The sequence below is a fragment of the Mesorhizobium sp. M2E.F.Ca.ET.219.01.1.1 genome (assembly GCF_004016445.2).
Taxonomy (GTDB): Bacteria; Pseudomonadota; Alphaproteobacteria; order Rhizobiales; family Rhizobiaceae; genus Mesorhizobium.
In genome coordinates, this window is the sequence record NZ_SADT02000012.1 from 46,930 (window position 1) to 63,144 (window position 16,215).

A 16,215-nucleotide genomic window follows, 5' to 3' on the forward strand; every position below is an offset into this window, starting at 1 on the left:
CAGCGGTGATCGGACTATGAGGCTGCCCGGCGATGTGCAGCGTTGCTGATGCTACTCGGCGGGACTTGGCTCAAGCACCGGCTTCTTACGGGCGAACCGGCGCAACACCACGCGGCCGAGTTGCTGGCCGGGCATCTCGATGAGCCTGTAGGTCACGAAGGACAGAAGACAAACCACCGGCAGCACGATCGCCAGAACGATGGCGAAGCGCAGCGGCGCGCCGAGGCTGTCGCCATAACGGGCAATGACAAAGGCCGCCACGGGCTGCAGAATGAGAAGATGGATCAGATAGATGCTGTAGGACAGTTCGCCCAGCACATGAAAGATGCCGCCGCCCAATGCGACGGCGACTTTTCGCGCCAAGACGCCAGCCGCGCCGGGCAGCGTTCGATAGAGCACGAGGGCAAAGAACCCGAGCACCAGCGCCTCGCGTATCAGGAACTTCGAAAGGCCGTGACCATCGCCGAAGGGGATGGCTGCCAGCGCCATCGCCAGGGCGAGATGCAGCAGCGGCCGCGGTTGGCTCTGCCCCAGAACACCCGCCAGAAGCATGCCGCACAGGAAAACCTGGATCTTCAGCGGCAGGAAAGACGGCATCGGGAAATGGACCGACATTGACTTCAGGATAGCCACCACCAGGGCCCCGAGCGCCGCCACGACCATCGCGCTCCGGAGCCATCCGAAACGGCGCACGAGAAGCATGAGCGCCGGGAACACCGCATAGAACTGCATTTCCAGCCCGAGGCTCCAGTCTGGCAAAGGTGTCCGGTAGGCGAGGTTCGGGGAAAGGCCGAACAGGAATGTCAGATGGGCGACAATGTTCTTCAGGCTGCTGTCGAGGTAGCGCTCGGGCGCCTGCGGCACACGACCCACGAAGGCGTCGATGACTGTCCGCGACTCATAAACATACGGGCCGAGCGCCAGCCCGAAGAACAGCATGACGTAGAACAGCGGCGCGATGCGGAAGTAACGCCGCGTCCAGAATTTGAGCCAGGTTTCGGGCCTCTGCCAGGGCTCCTTGTCCTGGCGTAGTTGATAGTGAAACACCATCAGGAACCCGGAAAGCATGATGAAGAGATCGACGCCAAGCGCGGGATCTCCAAGCACCGGAAGATGCCAGCCGGTCAGAAGCAGGCAGTGCCCTACCAGCACCCACAATGCCGCGGTGGCGCGAAGGCCGTCCAGGCATTCGATGCGCGATGACTCGGTAAGGCTACTGTTCATGCTGCATTGCAGCATGGCGAGAGAGCCCCGAATGTCAACCCGCGATATGTGCCGAAGGCGCTGAGAACCCCCACCTTCTTGCACCGGAACCATTTTTTTCGGGGCATTGTTTGGCCGAAAACCAGGGAGCGAGTTGGGGGCCACGGAAGGCCTTGATCGAACTGACGTTCAACGCTTCGAGGTCGCCTTGGCTATCGAGACAAGTTGTGGCTCTTTGAGAAGTCACAAGTTCTCCGCCAACAGGCCAGCATGGCAGTCGAGTTCGACCTCGCCTAGAATCAGCATCATCTAATGGAACATCCCCCCGGCCCCGTTGTTGGATTCCGCTGCGCGGCTCGTGCCGAGATCCAGCGCAGTCGGGTACACAGGAACCCCGGAGCCCGCCTGCCGCGGCGCCGGCCGAGACGACCGGAACCTGGAATTCACGAACTTGGCTGTAACGCCAGAGCAGCGGAAGGGGTGGACGCCTTGCACCAAGGCCCGGGCATCCTCCGTCGCCGCATGTACATCCGCAGTCGGCCGTCAGACCTACAGCCAGGAGGATCCCGGTCGTGTACTTCAGGACACCGGCTTTCGCCCGCGCTTCAAAACCGCCTTTTGCAGCGGCCGTCGCATGTGCATTGGCTAACCTAAGTGTCGGATCGCCGGCCCGTTTAAGACAGCTCCGTCCGGGGCGAACTGGGAGCCGTGGCAGGGGCAATCCCAGCATTGCTCGGTCGAGTTCCAGTGCACGATGCAGCCGAGATGGGTGCAACTGGCCGAATGCCGGTGGAGCTTGCCGTCGCGGTCGCGGCACACGGCGAACTTGCTCAAACCGTCCTGAAGGATGCCGCCTTCACCAGGCTTGAGATCGTCGGCCGATTTGATCTCGCCGGGCAGCAAATAGCCGGCAAGGTTTTTCACTGTCGTGAGGTTCTCATTGACGTATTGTGCAAAGGCTGCGGGCGGCGTCCGATCCGGGGCGTACACGGCTTCCCAAGGGTTCGATCCTTCCACGATCAAATCGCGGATCAGCAGACCGGCCAACGCGCCGTGCGTCATGCCCTGTCCGGAGTCGCCAGTGGCGATGAAGACGTTGCCTTTGCCGGGGCTGCGGCCTATGAAGCCGCAATAGTCGATCGTATCGAGAACCTGACCCGACCATCTCGCTCTTTCTCTACCGAGATCGGGCACCAATGCCCTGATCCAGGCTTCGAGCGCAGTAAACCGAGCCTCGCCGTCATCGGCTTCGCCCGATTTGTGATCGCGGCCGCCGGCAATGAGACAGTCGGTCCCGCCGGGGCCGGGATTGAGTCGGACATAATAATAGGGATCGTCCATGTCCCAATAGAGGGCGTCCGGAAGAATTCCCCTTTCGATGTCGAAAGCCATCGCATAGGTGCGGTAAGGCGCCATCTTGCTATGGATCTTTACCCAGGTGTTGATCGGCGAGTTGGTGGCAAACACCGCGTTCGATGCGATGATGGTGGAGCCGCCATCGCATTTCAGGCGAATCTGCTTCCCCTCCTCGATTTCGACGACGGCGCTGTCGGCGAATACCTTGCCGCCTCGCTTCTGGAAATCGGCCAGCAGCGCGCGAAGATATTTCAGCGGATGGAAAGTGGCCTGGTTCGGATAGCGCAGTATGGGCGCCGATTCGTGGCCCTTGAGCGGTACACCCTTACCATGCTCAACCTCGACGCCGATCTTTGCTGCGGCGGCATATTCCTTGTTGCATTCTCTGGCGGCCTCTCTCTCCTCCATCCAAGCGGCGGGGAAAAGGAAGCCGTCCAGACGCCGGAAGTCGCAGTCGATCTCCAGCCTGCCGACATGCTGTTCGATACAGTCGACAGCGGCTTGCTGGCTTTCCTGAAATCCGCGCGCGAGGGCCTCGCCACGCATCTTGACCAGAGCGCTCAAACCGTCGTCGCAGATGGGCGCCAAATGGGCGGTCGTGCGGGATGTCATGCCGCCGAGTAAGGGGCCGCGATCCACAAGCACCACCTTGCGCCCTGCCAAGGCCAGTTCATAGGCAACGGAAACACCGGCAATGCCGGCTCCGATGACGGCCACGTCGCAATCCTCGTCCTGCTCGAGGCGAGGAGCACTAGGCAAGTTGGAGTCGAGCAACCAAAAAGACCTTGTCGCTTCGCTGCTGACGTTCATAACCTGCTCCGTCCTCACGACACGGGATCGCATTGAGGGTCGTGGGTGATCGTGACCGGCTCCTTCATCAACGCTAGGTGCTTTTGAGCGCCCCGTTCATCCCGTTTGGGTAAAAGCCACCCTTGCTCACACCCGATTGATCGGTCCGATAAACAATGCGCAGTACCTCCTGCGGCGTTCTTGTGAAGCCAATGGCATCCGGCGTGGAAGGAATGAAGTTGGCCTTACCGTCGACGTATATGCCCTGAGCTTTGTCACCGGGCCCGTCGATCTTGTCGCGTGCGCCGCAAATCGCATTCGCCGCCTTCCAGGCTTTCTCGCCCATGCGATAGAGCGAAGCCCTCGCCATACCCATGTGATAGGCTTCGACCGCGAGAATGCCAGCGGCGGCTGCCAGGAATTCCTTGTTCTTCAGAACGGTAGCCGCGCCGGCGTAGGCGGTGACACCAACATCCTCGAACAGCATGCCGCCGAGACCAAGCGCGGGCGTCTCGAAGGTAACCTTCTTCCCGCCTACCACGTCGCCGGGCTTGGAACCGACGTCCGGCTTTTCGATGCCTTTTCCTGTGATGCCGCGAAGATAGTATTCGGCCTCCATATATTCCAGGTTGAAGGCAAAGCGAAAAATGTCTTCTTCTTTTATGTCATCGTCTGCGTGGGCCGCCGTGACCGGCGCCAAGGTAGATGCCAAGGCCGCTCCGATGCCCAACTGCAAGGCGTGGCGACGGGAGAGAAAAAGCTGAAATGCTGCACTGAACATGGCTTCCTCCAAAGCCCGTCGGCGTCAATTTTGGACCCTGGGTAGCGGGCCGACTTCCTAACAACATGAAAGGAGGAATGTTCCTTGGCCTCTGGTGAGGAAAGCTGTCGTCGAAATTGCATGTGGGTGCCTCAATCCAAAGCCCGCGGATCACGACCTCAAGCCCGCTCAGGGCGTACAGTTCAACCGACAACGATCCAGCGGGTAAGGGGCGCAGCAGCTCGGTCTCTGGCTCCAAGAGAACGAGCCAAGCGGACCATTTTTCGGGCTGAAGAACAACCACTCGCCGATTACGTACGGCGCGACATCCGGCCCCGGATCTGTGGTCAACATGGTGAAGGTGGGTCGGCTTGTTGCCGGGCCACTTCACGCCATAGCCCGGCAATCGCCATGAACGCACCATCATTTAGTGTGAAGCGGTGTTTCGCCTTATTGTATTTCGTGCCCGTGAATTCGAAGAAGGCCAAAGCCGGAACAAGGCAGCGGTTACTGTCGGCGAACGGCCTGAGCGAAAGTTGAAGGCCGGTCCACCCCTCAAGCCAACTGGTGGAAACCAAACGTCATTGACGCCAGTTCCACCGCATCGCCAGCTGCACGCATGATCGGCGCCGGGTCGTTGATGCGGATATCGTCGTCTTGAGGAAGATCAAGTTCGGTTTGGTGAGTCGGGATCCTAAGCGCCTATTCGGCCATCGTCCGGCAATAATCCGCTCACGCGATGTGCTGCTCTTAATCGTTGCACATGGAATCCTGATGGATGGCGGCTCGACCAGGATATTTCGGCCTCATCGCGACCTCAATCTGAGACGCCGACATGATGTCGATAAACCATTCCCCAGCCCTTCCATCCGGTGAACACCAGGATGAGAACGACAACCAGCGACAACATGAGTCCAACCGGGATAACGGCAGCGTCGCCGTTCGAGTAGCGCGAATACCAGTTGTAGAGTTCGACCAGCACAACGATCACGTTGCCGCCGGCGTGAAGCCATGCATCCCGCAGATTGCGAAGCTGGTCATCGCCCATGACATCAGTCAAGCCAACGAGTGCCGCCAGGGCCGCCATGATCAGCCCCGCTCCCAGGAGCCAAAGCGAGGCAGTTACCCAAGCGGGATTGGCGGTCCTCCAGAATATCAAGTCGCAAGCGAAGGTGGACACAAAGAAGGCGATTGGAAAGGGCACCAGCATCGGGTGGATTGGGTGGCCGCCTATGCTGGCGGTGCTGCGCGGATTGTGAGTCATGCCAGACCTCCCATCAACAAACCGTGTAGATGCACGATTGTTCCGTGGGTCTCGAGGAGCCGTCGACCTTAAGCGTGCCGCGGGCCTTGTAGGGTGATGCCAGCCCGACCGCGACGCTTCAGCTAGTACGTGTTGGCCAGAGGTTGACCTCAAAGAGCAAGGCGAACAGAGATGAGGAACATTTCAGGTAACGCCCGGTTCTGCTCGGTGTCTCGGATCAAGTTTGATGCAGCGAAGCGGGTAATTCGGAACAGCTGGCATTGCTTGTGCACGACAGTTCAAAAACAAATAATGCGACGCCACTTGCGTGCCCTCCCGATCTTTCGCTCCCAGCGATGACAGCCCGAACACCTGCGTGTAACCATGGATCGTCGTCGAGAGGGGCGTCGAGCTGGAGACGTGGCAGCGATGGATTACCACCCGCTCAAGTTGTCGATTTGCTCCATTCGCGGCTGCAGGGACTTCATCGGCTGCACCTGTCCCCGGTTGTTCCGGAACTGTAGATAATCGCTGAATTCCCGCCCGGCCCACCCTGGAGCTCCGGTCTAGCGGCCGAGCGGCAATTTGGATAATGCTAGAAGCTCGGCCTCGTCCCTGATCCCTGCTAGGTAATTTGCCAGAAAGCGAGATGCGAGGGCCTCTCGCCGCTCGATGGATTGGGGTTGGTCCTTCAATTTGTCGAACACGCGACCAGCGCAACTTCTGAGGAACTGAAGATGCCAGCCTCTTTGGCTCTTTGGTAAATCGGCAATGAGGTCCCTCCCTTAACGGCTGATCCCTCAAACCACCTCAAGTTGGGCGACCCTGTTGTCGGTTGTCAAGAAAAGAAAGCCCGCCGGCCGGAGCCGACGGGCTATCTTCCCTCAAACCGTGTGCGCCCCTTTCCTAGATGGTCCACCTGACCCAGGATCCCCGCACGAGAATTTCATAGGTCAGCACCGCCGGCGGCGCTGTAGTTTCGCGGCCACAGTGAAAGCGAATAGCGATTGGTAGATATGGCAACAACTCGTCGGGTTCGAGGGTTTGGTTGGACGCCTCGCCCGGCTAGGTTTTACTGTGCGTCGCCTGGCGCTGAGCCTAGCTGAGGCCATGCAATGGCGCTCACGTTCGCCGCCGGCTTGAATCTCGGCCCGAGCCCTTGCGGGCTACGGCATTCACGACAATAAATGCCTCTTCAGGAGATCCGAATGAAGGGGGAATCGTCTGGTCCCAACCGGTTGAGCAGCTCGGCACGTCGGGCAGCCCCGAGAGGGCGGTAACGGCGGCAACGGTTCCAGAGTGCAAAGGAACATTTTAGCTAAATCGAATGTTTGTTCGTCGTGGAGACGATGGAAATCACGGAGTGCCGTGCAGCGTTGCGCATGATCCGAGCGACGATCGAGGAGTATTGCCCGCCCGGCGTGCTGAAGAGCGAGGAGCAGGTGAAGGGGCACTATGGCCCAACGCTGCTCGACGAGGCCGGGGCACTGTCAGTTGCGATTGTTGCAACCGTGGAGCGGCTTTCGTTCAATAGCACGCCAGAGCCGCCCGCAAGCATCAAATCATGACCCCTCGCCCGGTAAATCTCCTGAAGGTCAACTTTGTTTCCAGGCTCACTCAAGTGGTTCAGGCATCCTGAATTTTTAACTGGTCGACCACCGCTGGAAGCGGTTGAGGGAATGCGACTGCGGACCGAAGATGCTCGTTCTTCTTGCTTTATTCCCCCTTGCCCGGCAGCTTCGGTGGCGGGCTTTTTCGAATGCGGTCCCAAGTCATTCCTTGTGAGGAACAATACACTGGGCAGCATAGGCCGTGAGCAACCACTGCCGACCCGACTCTTCCTCATGGTCTTTTTGATTCAATCACTCAGAACCGCGACGATGAGCAGTGCAGGCCAAGTTGGAAACTCATGCGCTCCTGCCGCGAAACGCGTAGCCTGGAGCAGCTGACTGTGTCAGCAGTTGACGCAACTTTGGCGAAGCGGGAACACTCCAGGGGCTCACCCGGGTCCAGCAGAGCGGTCACCGCTGAATGAACAACGACCGACCGCGTGAGCCGCCGTTCCCAAGGCATCGATGTCGGGCAGGACACGAGAAGCCTCGCCTACTACAGTATCGGCCGATGCTGGCGAGCGGAGATAGAAAACGGGCGACAAATTCGCAAGCGCCGCCCATTGTGTCACAAGTCAGCGCATCAGATCCAAATGGTGCCTGACGGCATGGGCTCACGCGGGCGCGTTACTCCCTCGCATGATTTAAAATGCGGAAGAGCGCCCAGTGAGAAATCGCTTCACGCAACCTGGTGAAAAACTTGCCTTCTTTGTCGATGGCGGACCGGACTTGAACGGCTGCCCATCCGGCTTTCATCGTCCCCCCAACGTGGCAATGGCAAACGATAGCGTGCAACTGCCAATCTGTAAGCTCGAAGAAACGCTTGGCTTCGCCATAAGTCTCGCTCTTCAGTCCTTGCGCGCGCAACATTGGATCGGCGAAAGCGATGCCGAGCGCGGAGCCAAAGGACTGGGCTTTGTTGCGCACATCCAAGGTCATGTATTCCGTGCCGGGGAAGGCTGCGAGGCACCGCTCGGGATTTCGCTCGAGCAGCGTGGCCCAATGTTCCAAACGCTCACGCCGTGTCATAGCCGGAAAGGATATTTCGACTTGCGCGACCTCATGCAGTTGTTCAAGTGTCTGATGTTTCATGGCCGTCTCCTGTTAGCGAGGCGCTCTGCCTGCAGTTATGCACAGGTGGAATGGGCCTCGGTCGTCCCTATGCAGGCGAACCGGGAGCCCGTCGGTAAGTTCCATTGGCGAGAAAATTTGAAATTGTGCCTGCTCTAATTTCTAGCTGTTTCGGTCCTTGGAACATCCCTTCGAATAGACCTGGTCGGAGCTTCCTGATGAGAGTGCCCGCGGCGATGATCCGATCAAGCGACTGCGACAAGGCAGCCAGACCATCGGCCGCGCACAAGCGAGGCTTCGTGCGATCGGATTGCTTCCGGCGCAGCTGTCGAGTGTGACGGATCGTTCCGGCCAGTGTCGAGGCAAACTGGGCCAAACTTGGCAGGTTCCATTCAGGCCAAGGGAGCGAATCTTGCTGCCTGTCGCGGAGCGGGCTACAGATTTGGCAAAACTTGGTCGGCTCGGCCCCATCCCGCCAGAGATTTGCTTGCTGCACGTTTTTTCAATTCACCAGCATCGCCGACATGGAAATGGGAGGGCGCATCAATCGTCTTCATTTCCGCCCAGGTGATGGGCGCGGCCACGGGAGCGCCCGGTCGTGACCTTGCACTGTAGGGCATGATTGCCGTGGCGCCGCGCTGGTTGCGCAGATAGTCGACAAAGATCCGCCCCTTTCGTTTCGCCTTCGACAACACGGCCGTAAAGTGAGAGGGATCGGTCCGAGCGACAGCCTGCGCCAGCCCGGAGGCGAAGGCCTTCACCTCAGGCCATTCGGCCCGAGGCGTGAGCGGCGCAATCACATGCACGCCTTTGCCGCCTGTCAGCATCGGGAAGGTGGTCAGCCCTAGTGATTTGAGGATATCCCGGAACTGGAATGCTGCGGCGCGCACCGCCTCGAAATCCAGCCCCTCGTCGGGGTCAAGATCAAACACCAATCGGTCTGCCTTCTCGACGTCATCGATACGCGCTCCCCATCCATGGAACTCGATGGTTCCCATTTGGACACAGGTCACAAGGCCCTCGGCGTCGTCGACGTAAAGGTAGGGTTCCTCATGGCCGTCCTTTTCAGTGATTCCGACGTGATGGACCTTGTCGCCGAAGCTCCCGGCGTCATGCTTCTGAAAGAAACACTTCTTCGCGCGGCCTTGCGGACACCGAACAAGGCTGATCGGCCTGTTGCCGGCCCATGGTAGCATGATCGAGGCGACGTCGGCGTAATGATCGGCAAGCTGTCCCTTGGTGATGTTGGACTCAGGGTAGATTACGCGGCCGCGGTTGCTGATGGCAATCGTGCTCGTCGCCGGTGCCGGCAGCGTGGCTGTGTGATGTTCTGTCTCAAGCGCAACGGCTTCCGGCTTCTTGTCCTCGCGCAGGCCGAGATAGCTTGGATGGCGCAGCGTACCTTCATTCGTCATCTCGGTGTAGGCGATCTCGGCAACAAGCTTCGGACGCAGCCAGTGCGCGCCGCGAACTTCCGCGCGCGGTGCTTCGACCGTGGCGGCGCTCTGCTCGAGCGGCGCCATGGTCCTGATCAGCCGCTCCATCTCCGCGGTATCGAAACCGGTTCCGACCTTACCGGTATAGCGCAGCTTTCCGCCGTCATGGACACCGAGGATCAGCGATCGAAAGGCGCGGTCCTTGTCTGACGGCGTCCAGCCGACGAGCACGAATTCCTGACGCTTGATGCACTTGATCTTCAGCCAGCTTCCGTCGCGGGCGCCGACATATTCGGAGTCAGCCAGCTTCGAGATAACCCCCTCGAGGCCGGCATCGCAGAAGCGGTTCAGCAATTCTTCGCCCCGGCCTTGGATGTGATCGGAGTAGCGAAGGATATGGCTCTTCTCCGGCAGGATTTCCTCCAGCTTCTCCTTGCGCTCCAGGAGGGGGAGCTTCGTCAGGTCTTCGCCATCGAGTTCGAGCAGGTCGAACGCATAAAAATCGATGCTCGCGGGATCGCCCTTCAAGGCATTCTGGAGCGCCTGGAAGCTCGATCGCCCCGCGGCGTCCATGACAACTGCCTCGCCATCGATGAGCGCGGAGCGAACCCTAAGTTTGCGCGCCTCTGAAAGGACAGAGGGGAAGCGGCCGGACCAGTCCAGGCCGGAGCGCGTATAGGCGCGCGCCTCTCCGCTCCCCACCGCGACGAGAATACGGTAGCCATCAAATTTCATTTCGTGGATCCAACGCTCGCCGGCGGGGACAGTGTCCACCAGCCTCGCGAGCTGAACGGGTCGGAACGCCGGAGGGGCGAGCTTGGGCAAACCGCGCGAGGCTGGCTTCGCAGGGCGAGTAGAACCACCTGTGATGGTCAATCGACGCGACGCTGACTTGCTCACTTAACTCACCCTAATGAGAATCAATTACCCGATGCGTTTTTGCTATCTGCGGCCTATTTTTTCGGTTCTCGCCGGCTGCAGTGAGTTCTCGCGGTCGTTGCCGACATATCTCTGCCACTGTCCTGTCCATGGTTTCGATGGCCGCATGCTCTGGGCGTTCGACCTGTAACGCTTTGCAGCGGCTCGCGATCCTGAGATGGGCAATAAATCCAATTCACCTGAAGTCGCGCGTCTTGATTCCAACGGTGATGGCGACCATGCTCGCCTTCGGAATAGAAATGTCCTGCCGCTGTTCCTGGCGACGCTGGCACGCGAAGCCTTGCCTCGGTGGCGCAGCCTGATGCTAGCCAGAGCGGCCTCGTCCTCCCGAGGCCGGTCTGGCCGGCTGCGATCCTCCCTCGGCAACCCGCCAACCTTTCCCCTTTGGTCTAGGACTCTGCCTGGCGCGAAAGCAGGCGCCGCAGCATGGGCTCGATCCGCGACAGCTCGTCAAGATGTGCAGCCGACAGTTCGGCCAGGCGATCGTCGGCCAGAGGGGTCAACTGCAGCAGCACGCGACGATGATCGCCCTTGTCCTGATCGCGGATGACCAGCCCTGCCTCGGCAAGGCGGTTCACCAATTCCACAGCGCTATGGTGGCGGATGCGCAGCCGCTCGGCGAGATCGCCCACCGCCACGGGGCCGCCGCCTGGAAATCCCTTGATCGCCAGCAGCGCCTGGTGCTGGCGTGGCGTCAGGCCGGCCTCGTTGGCCTGTATCTGGCTGAATTCGAGGAAGCGGCGGATCAGGTAACGGAACTGCGACAGTCGCTGGTAGTCGGCTTGGCTGATGGCGGGGCGTGATTTCGGCGGCTTCATTCCCCGACTTATGGTCCATTCCCGCAAAAGCTCAACAGGTTGCTGTCGTGGTCCCAGCCCAAAATGACGCGGAGCAGGTCGCGAAAACGGCTTGAAGAATTATATCGTGTTACGATATTAGGCGACCTGAAACCGGATGGTCTTCGCGCCGCCAGAAAGCTCAGGTTCCCAAAATGAAATCCACTCACGCCGGCAACGGCCATCTTCGCGACTTCACGACCGATCCGCGCGTGCTCGTCATCGCGGCCATCGCCGTGGTGGTGGCGACCGCCGGTCTGCTTGCCGGCATCGTGCTCCTGCAGCTCATCCGGCTCGCCACCAACATCGCCTATTTCGGCCAGTTCTCATTGGCCGAGCTGAAGCTCGAGGACTCACCGCTCGGACTCGCCGCCGTGGTCGCGCCGGTGATCGGCGCGCTGATCATCGGCCTGATGGCCCGCTTCGGCAGCGAGAAGATCCGCGGCCATGGCATTCCCGAGGCCATCGAGGCGATCCTTCTCGGACGCTCGCGGCTCGACGCCAAGGTCGCGGTGCTAAAGCCGTTGTCGTCCGCGATCTCGATCGGCTCGGGCGGACCGTTCGGCGCCGAAGGCCCGATCATCATGACCGGCGGCGCCATCGGCTCGCTGATCGCGCAGATGCTGCCGGTCAGCGACAATGAGCGCAAGACGCTGCTGGTGGCGGGCGCGGCCGCCGGCATGACGACGGTGTTCGGCACGCCGATCGCCGCAATCATGCTTGCCGTCGAGCTGCTCTTGTTCGAATGGACGCCGCGCAGCTTCATCCCGGTCGCCGTCGCGGCGATCGTCGCGGAAGTCGAGCGCACCCTGCTGCATTTGCCAAGTCCGATCTTTCCCTTCTCCGGCAGCATGGAAGCGTCGGTCACCGGACTGGGCGGCTGGGTGCTGGTCGGCATCTGCGCCGGCCTGCTGTCGGGACTGCTGACGCAATTGGTCTATCGGTGCGAGGACGCGTTCCAGAAACTGCCGATACACTGGATGTGGTGGCCGATGATCGGCGGTCTGGTGGTCGGCATCGGCGGCCTGGTCGAGCCGCACTCGCTTGGCGTCGGCTACGACAACATCGCCAGCATGCTCGACGGCCGCATGGTGGCGACCGCGGCGCTGCTGCTTCTGGTGGTTAAAGCCATCATCTGGTCGGTCGCGCTGGGATCCGGCACTTCGGGAGGTGTGTTGGCGCCGCTGCTGATCATGGGCGGAGCGATGGGAGCGGTGCTGTCGGGCATCCTGCCCGAAGCGAGCCCGGGCTTCTGGCCGCTGCTGGCGATGGCCGCGACCATGGGCGGCACCATGCGCGCGCCGCTGACCGCGACCTTCTTCGCCACAGAGCTCACCGGCAACACGCATGTTCTGGTGCCGTTGATCGCGGCCTGCGCCACCGCCCATGCGGTGACCGTGCTGTTGATGAAGCGCTCGATCCTGACTGAGAAGGTGGCGCGGCGCGGGCATCACATCATTCGCGAATACCGCGTCGACCCCTTCGCGCTCACCAGGGTGCGCGAAGTGATGACGACCAAGGTCGAAAGCGTGCCGGCGACGATGACGCTGCACGGTGCGGCAGCGTTCCTGACCGCGCCGGGCACCCGGCATCCGAGCTTCCCCGTGATTAACGAGGCAGGAAACGTGCTGGGCGTCATCGATCCGCCGGCGATCCTGCGCTGGCGTCGCAACGGCAAGCATCGCAAGGCACCCCTCGGCGAGCTGCTTGCCGGCAGCAAGATCACGCTCGCTTATCCGGACGAATATCTGGACGCGCTTTCCGACAAGCTGCTCACCGCCAATGTCTCGCACCTGCCTGTGGTCTCGCGCGAGGATGAACGGCTCATCGGCTATATCGGCTGGAAAGACATGATGCAGGTAAGGTCGAAGAAGCAGGCGGAGGAGCGCGACCGCACCGCCTTGGTCAGCTTCGGCGTCAGGCACAAGCCACAACAAAGCGTCGGCGATAGTGCGGTCTAGAGCAATTCCAATAAAAGAATGAGAGCTTTTCCGTCCGGAATTGCTTAACACAAAGAGATAAAGTGGTTCGCCGCTTGATGAACACGCTGCTCAGCGCTCTTCGGCGAAATGCCGGCGTGTGGTTCGCCAACCACCATTTCCCTCGTATTATCCCGTATGATCCGGCGAACCACCGATCAGGAGGACTAGTTTCAATGCACTGCGAATCTTTCAGCGGCCAGATTCACTTTGGTTAAGGCGAAGCTTGATAAAACCTGCAGAATTGAAGTGCCCATCTTGGCGGGATGGGCAAGCGCGGACCACGGTCGTTGAGTTCTGAGTACGACTGTGGATCGTGTCTTGCGCGAGAAGAGTGGCGTGACGCTCCGAGTAAATTGCCCAGAACGCGAAGGCATCGACCTTTGGCTTCTCCGCACGATGCGAAGACAAGCGCTGGTTTACAGGGATGGCTCGACTGAGGCCGCTGATGAACTTGTTGCCCTGATGTTTACAGAGGCGATGGCCGAAATAAGGGCTAATTTAGGACAATCTCTTTTGCAATTCGGGATCATGCGCCGCCATCTTAAATGAGGCAGTAGCGCGCGCCACGCCTGCCACCTGCTGCATCGAAGCGTGCGCTCACGAGACGGCTGTCGGTCAGAATGGGTCTGCCTGCAACCCCAGGAGGCGGGAACAGTTAAGGCGGGGACAAAGTCCGGTCGGCTCGGCAGGGCACGGTAGCATGCATCTCGGGTCACCACGGCGAAGTGGTTGTCTGAAGTGTCGGCCGTCTCGGCGCTGCCCAAAAACAGGGAGCCCTCCGGCTCAGGCTGTAACGGAAGATCGAGTTCACTTGCATCTGGAGCGAACGCTCCAGGTAGATAGCACATTGCGGCAGGTGATCAGATCAAGGCGCATGAACGGCGGTTCGCGCACGACGCTGTGAGCGGCAAACCACCACCGCGCACCTTGCGATCAATGCGGTAATGTGTGCCTTCGTCGATCGCGATGGTTCAGGGTGAGGAATGTCTCCGGATCCCGGAAGAACATCGTCAGCGAGATCAGCATATTGGAGAAAGCTCCTTGGCTTCCTCTGGATTGGCACGAAATAGGGTTGTTGGTTAATCCGAGGAGCATTGAGAAAGGTCGAGGTCAGCCCTGTGCTGCCTACGTCTGCTTTCGGGCAACGGTCAAGTTGGTCTCCCGACCACTATTGAGGCGCCGGCCGTCCAAAACGTAGCGCGCTTAGAGTCCGTGCTGACGCGCTATCTGGCTCCCGTGCCAGAAGTCGGTGCCTTCAAATGTATCCAAAAACCGACGCTAGTATCCCGCTTTGTCCATAAGCACTCGCAATTTGGGCTGAGGCGCGACCCAGAAAGTTCGAAAAGCTCCAGGGACCCCAAGGGTACCGCTAGTGGAACGAAAAGCGACCAAGTTTGCTACTCCGCCAAGGTAATCGCACCTCGCTCGCGACCGCCTCTCAGGGGAAGCGGCTGGTCTCCAAGCAGCACCCTGACCACGATGTCACGGGCCTCATTGGGATCAAGGGAGTGCTTTGCTATCAGGTCCCTGCACTCTTTGACGATCTGGTCGGAGTCTTGCATGACCTTGAGCTCCTTGTAGCGATCGTGTCGATACAGCCCCATGCTTTCACCAACCACTTCCAGGATATTGATGATGCGGAATGGCCAATCGCGCTCGTGCGCACACAGTTCGCGGTGATCGGAATGATAAACCGCAACCAGGGCATCAACGCCCGCGTCACGCGCCGCTTCAAGCTCTCTCAGCTGCAACTCGCGCTTGAACTTTGGAAGCACACCGACATGCACACTCTGCAGACCCACCGCTGGCTGATGCAGATCGATAAGCTCAACGCCGGGGACCATCTTCAGGATTTCGGTGGCAGCCTCCACGACGCCGGCTACGCCAGGATGCTTGTGCAGCGCGACGCGGATGTCGACCCTGTGCTGTAGGTGCGGCTTCAACTGCGCCAGCCGGTCGCCGAGGAACCTCATGAACGGGTTCATCTCGAATGGGCGGGAGCCGCGCTGTCGTTCCACTGTCGGCAGGATGTTTTCCGAGAATTGAACGTAGCAGGTCGGACACCAGGTGATCACCTGTCCCAACCTGGAGTGCGATAGCTTTTCCATCGAGCTCGACCCCATGCGACCGGTCATCTCGGCGTCGCCGGACTTGAGTTGCGAAATGCCGCAACAATGGCTGGGACCGCCCATCACCTGGTAACTGATGCCAAGCACATCCATGATATCGAGGGCAAGCAAGGCAATATGCGGCGTCTTGAGCACATTGCAGCCGCTGTAAAACACAAAGTCCGCCGGCTCGGCTGGCACGGAAACTGACGCTGATCTTTGACCCAACCGTTCAAGGACCTCCGTATCGAGTTGCAGGCGCGACAGCATCGCTACGCCGCGGCTGACTTCGCGGTATCTCTCCACGCCTTGCCGGCGTCGTTCAGCAAGCTCCTTGTCGGACTTCGCAACGCTAAGCCGCGCCATCGTAAGGAGAAAGCGTGGATTGACGCCGTAGTCGCACGCCTTGATGCATTCTCCGCTGAGCATGCAGGAGGCTGCCCATTTGCGCGACGTCTCTGGACCCTTGCCGGTGCGGACAAGATCGAGAATACCACCGATGAGGTCTTCGGACTTCGCATCCGGGATGCCGGCGGGCACCACGCTTGGACAAACCTCAACGCACTTGCCGCATCGCGTGCAAGCGTCAAGCATAACCTGGACGCGTTCGTCCAGAACCGTCTCGAAGGATGTCTCATTCACCGGGGGCATCGCGGGCTCCGGGCCTGCTGAAGAATGGGCCGTACGCGCGCATTGGCAACTCAACATTAACATAAAAATCGGCAGTCTTGAAGGACTAGGCTTTCGTTCCGCCGCAGCGTGTCCTGGTGCCGTGGACCGTTCTCGACACGCCCGACGACGCGGCCGGCTTCGCCGGGGCCCTGCGGGTTCAGCCGATCGTCAGAGGACATGGCACCTCGATCACGGGAGCATTACTGGCGG

Annotated in this window: 12 protein-coding genes; 3 read left to right on the forward strand and 9 right to left on the reverse strand. The window is 60.1% G+C overall.

The features are described from left to right. Positions 1 to 51: 51 nt before the first annotated feature. The 5 genes from EN862_RS33980 to EN862_RS34000 all read right to left on the reverse strand — a co-directional run bounded on the left by EN862_RS33980 (position 52) and on the right by EN862_RS34000 (position 5,372). The gene (locus EN862_RS33980) at positions 52 to 1,368 is read right to left on the reverse strand and encodes an acyltransferase (protein WP_348632103.1); all 1,317 of its coding nucleotides are present in this window, start codon (positions 1,366 to 1,368) and stop codon (positions 52 to 54) included. Between the two features lie 480 nt (positions 1,369 to 1,848). Beyond that, complete coding sequence (locus tag EN862_RS33985; RefSeq protein ID WP_127868814.1) at positions 1,849 to 3,369, reverse strand: FAD-dependent oxidoreductase; 1,521 nt, start codon at positions 3,367 to 3,369, stop codon at positions 1,849 to 1,851. Positions 3,370 to 3,442: 73 nt separating this feature from the next. Then, positions 3,443 to 4,129, reverse strand: a complete 687-nt coding sequence (locus tag EN862_RS33990) for a ferritin-like domain-containing protein (RefSeq protein WP_127868815.1) — start codon at positions 4,127 to 4,129, stop codon at positions 3,443 to 3,445. Positions 4,130 to 4,455: 326 nt separating this feature from the next. Then, complete coding sequence (locus EN862_RS37595) at positions 4,456 to 4,686, reverse strand: SOS response-associated peptidase family protein (RefSeq protein WP_348632104.1); 231 nt, start codon at positions 4,684 to 4,686, stop codon at positions 4,456 to 4,458. A 239-nt stretch (positions 4,687 to 4,925) separates the two neighbouring features. Further along, a complete protein-coding gene (locus EN862_RS34000; RefSeq protein WP_127868816.1) occupies positions 4,926 to 5,372 on the reverse strand; it encodes a DUF2231 domain-containing protein in 447 nt (148 codons plus the stop codon). A 1,328-nt stretch (positions 5,373 to 6,700) separates the two neighbouring features. On the opposite strand from EN862_RS34000, the gene EN862_RS34010 reads away from it, so the two are divergent. After that, a complete protein-coding gene (locus tag EN862_RS34010) occupies positions 6,701 to 6,919 on the forward strand; it encodes a hypothetical protein (protein ID WP_189402004.1) in 219 nt (72 codons plus the stop codon). A 669-nt stretch (positions 6,920 to 7,588) separates the two neighbouring features. Here the strand turns inward: EN862_RS34010 and EN862_RS34015 are convergent. The 3 genes from EN862_RS34015 to EN862_RS34025 all read right to left on the reverse strand — a co-directional run bounded on the left by EN862_RS34015 (position 7,589) and on the right by EN862_RS34025 (position 11,225). After that, positions 7,589 to 8,053, reverse strand: a complete 465-nt coding sequence (locus EN862_RS34015; RefSeq protein WP_127868818.1) for a hypothetical protein — start codon at positions 8,051 to 8,053, stop codon at positions 7,589 to 7,591. 413 nt (positions 8,054 to 8,466) lie between these two features. After that, complete coding sequence (gene ligD, locus EN862_RS34020) at positions 8,467 to 10,368, reverse strand: DNA ligase D (RefSeq protein WP_246693153.1); 1,902 nt, start codon at positions 10,366 to 10,368, stop codon at positions 8,467 to 8,469. A 428-nt stretch (positions 10,369 to 10,796) separates the two neighbouring features. After that, positions 10,797 to 11,225, reverse strand: a complete 429-nt coding sequence (locus EN862_RS34025) for a helix-turn-helix domain-containing protein (protein ID WP_189402006.1) — start codon at positions 11,223 to 11,225, stop codon at positions 10,797 to 10,799. Positions 11,226 to 11,398: 173 nt separating this feature from the next. Between EN862_RS34025 and EN862_RS34030 the strand changes: the two genes are divergently transcribed. Both EN862_RS34030 and EN862_RS34035 read left to right on the forward strand, forming a co-directional pair. Then, complete coding sequence (locus tag EN862_RS34030) at positions 11,399 to 13,204, forward strand: chloride channel protein (RefSeq protein ID WP_127868819.1); 1,806 nt, start codon at positions 11,399 to 11,401, stop codon at positions 13,202 to 13,204. Positions 13,205 to 13,543: 339 nt separating this feature from the next. Continuing rightward, positions 13,544 to 13,774 carry a hypothetical protein gene (locus EN862_RS34035; protein ID WP_127868820.1) on the forward strand — a complete coding sequence of 77 codons (231 nt, stop codon included), beginning with the start codon at positions 13,544 to 13,546 and terminating at the stop codon, positions 13,772 to 13,774. 848 nt (positions 13,775 to 14,622) lie between these two features. Here EN862_RS34035 and EN862_RS34040 read toward each other — a convergent pair. After that, positions 14,623 to 15,984 carry a (Fe-S)-binding protein gene (locus EN862_RS34040; RefSeq protein WP_127868821.1) on the reverse strand — a complete coding sequence of 454 codons (1,362 nt, stop codon included), beginning with the start codon at positions 15,982 to 15,984 and terminating at the stop codon, positions 14,623 to 14,625. Between the last annotated feature and the right edge of the window lie 231 nt (positions 15,985 to 16,215).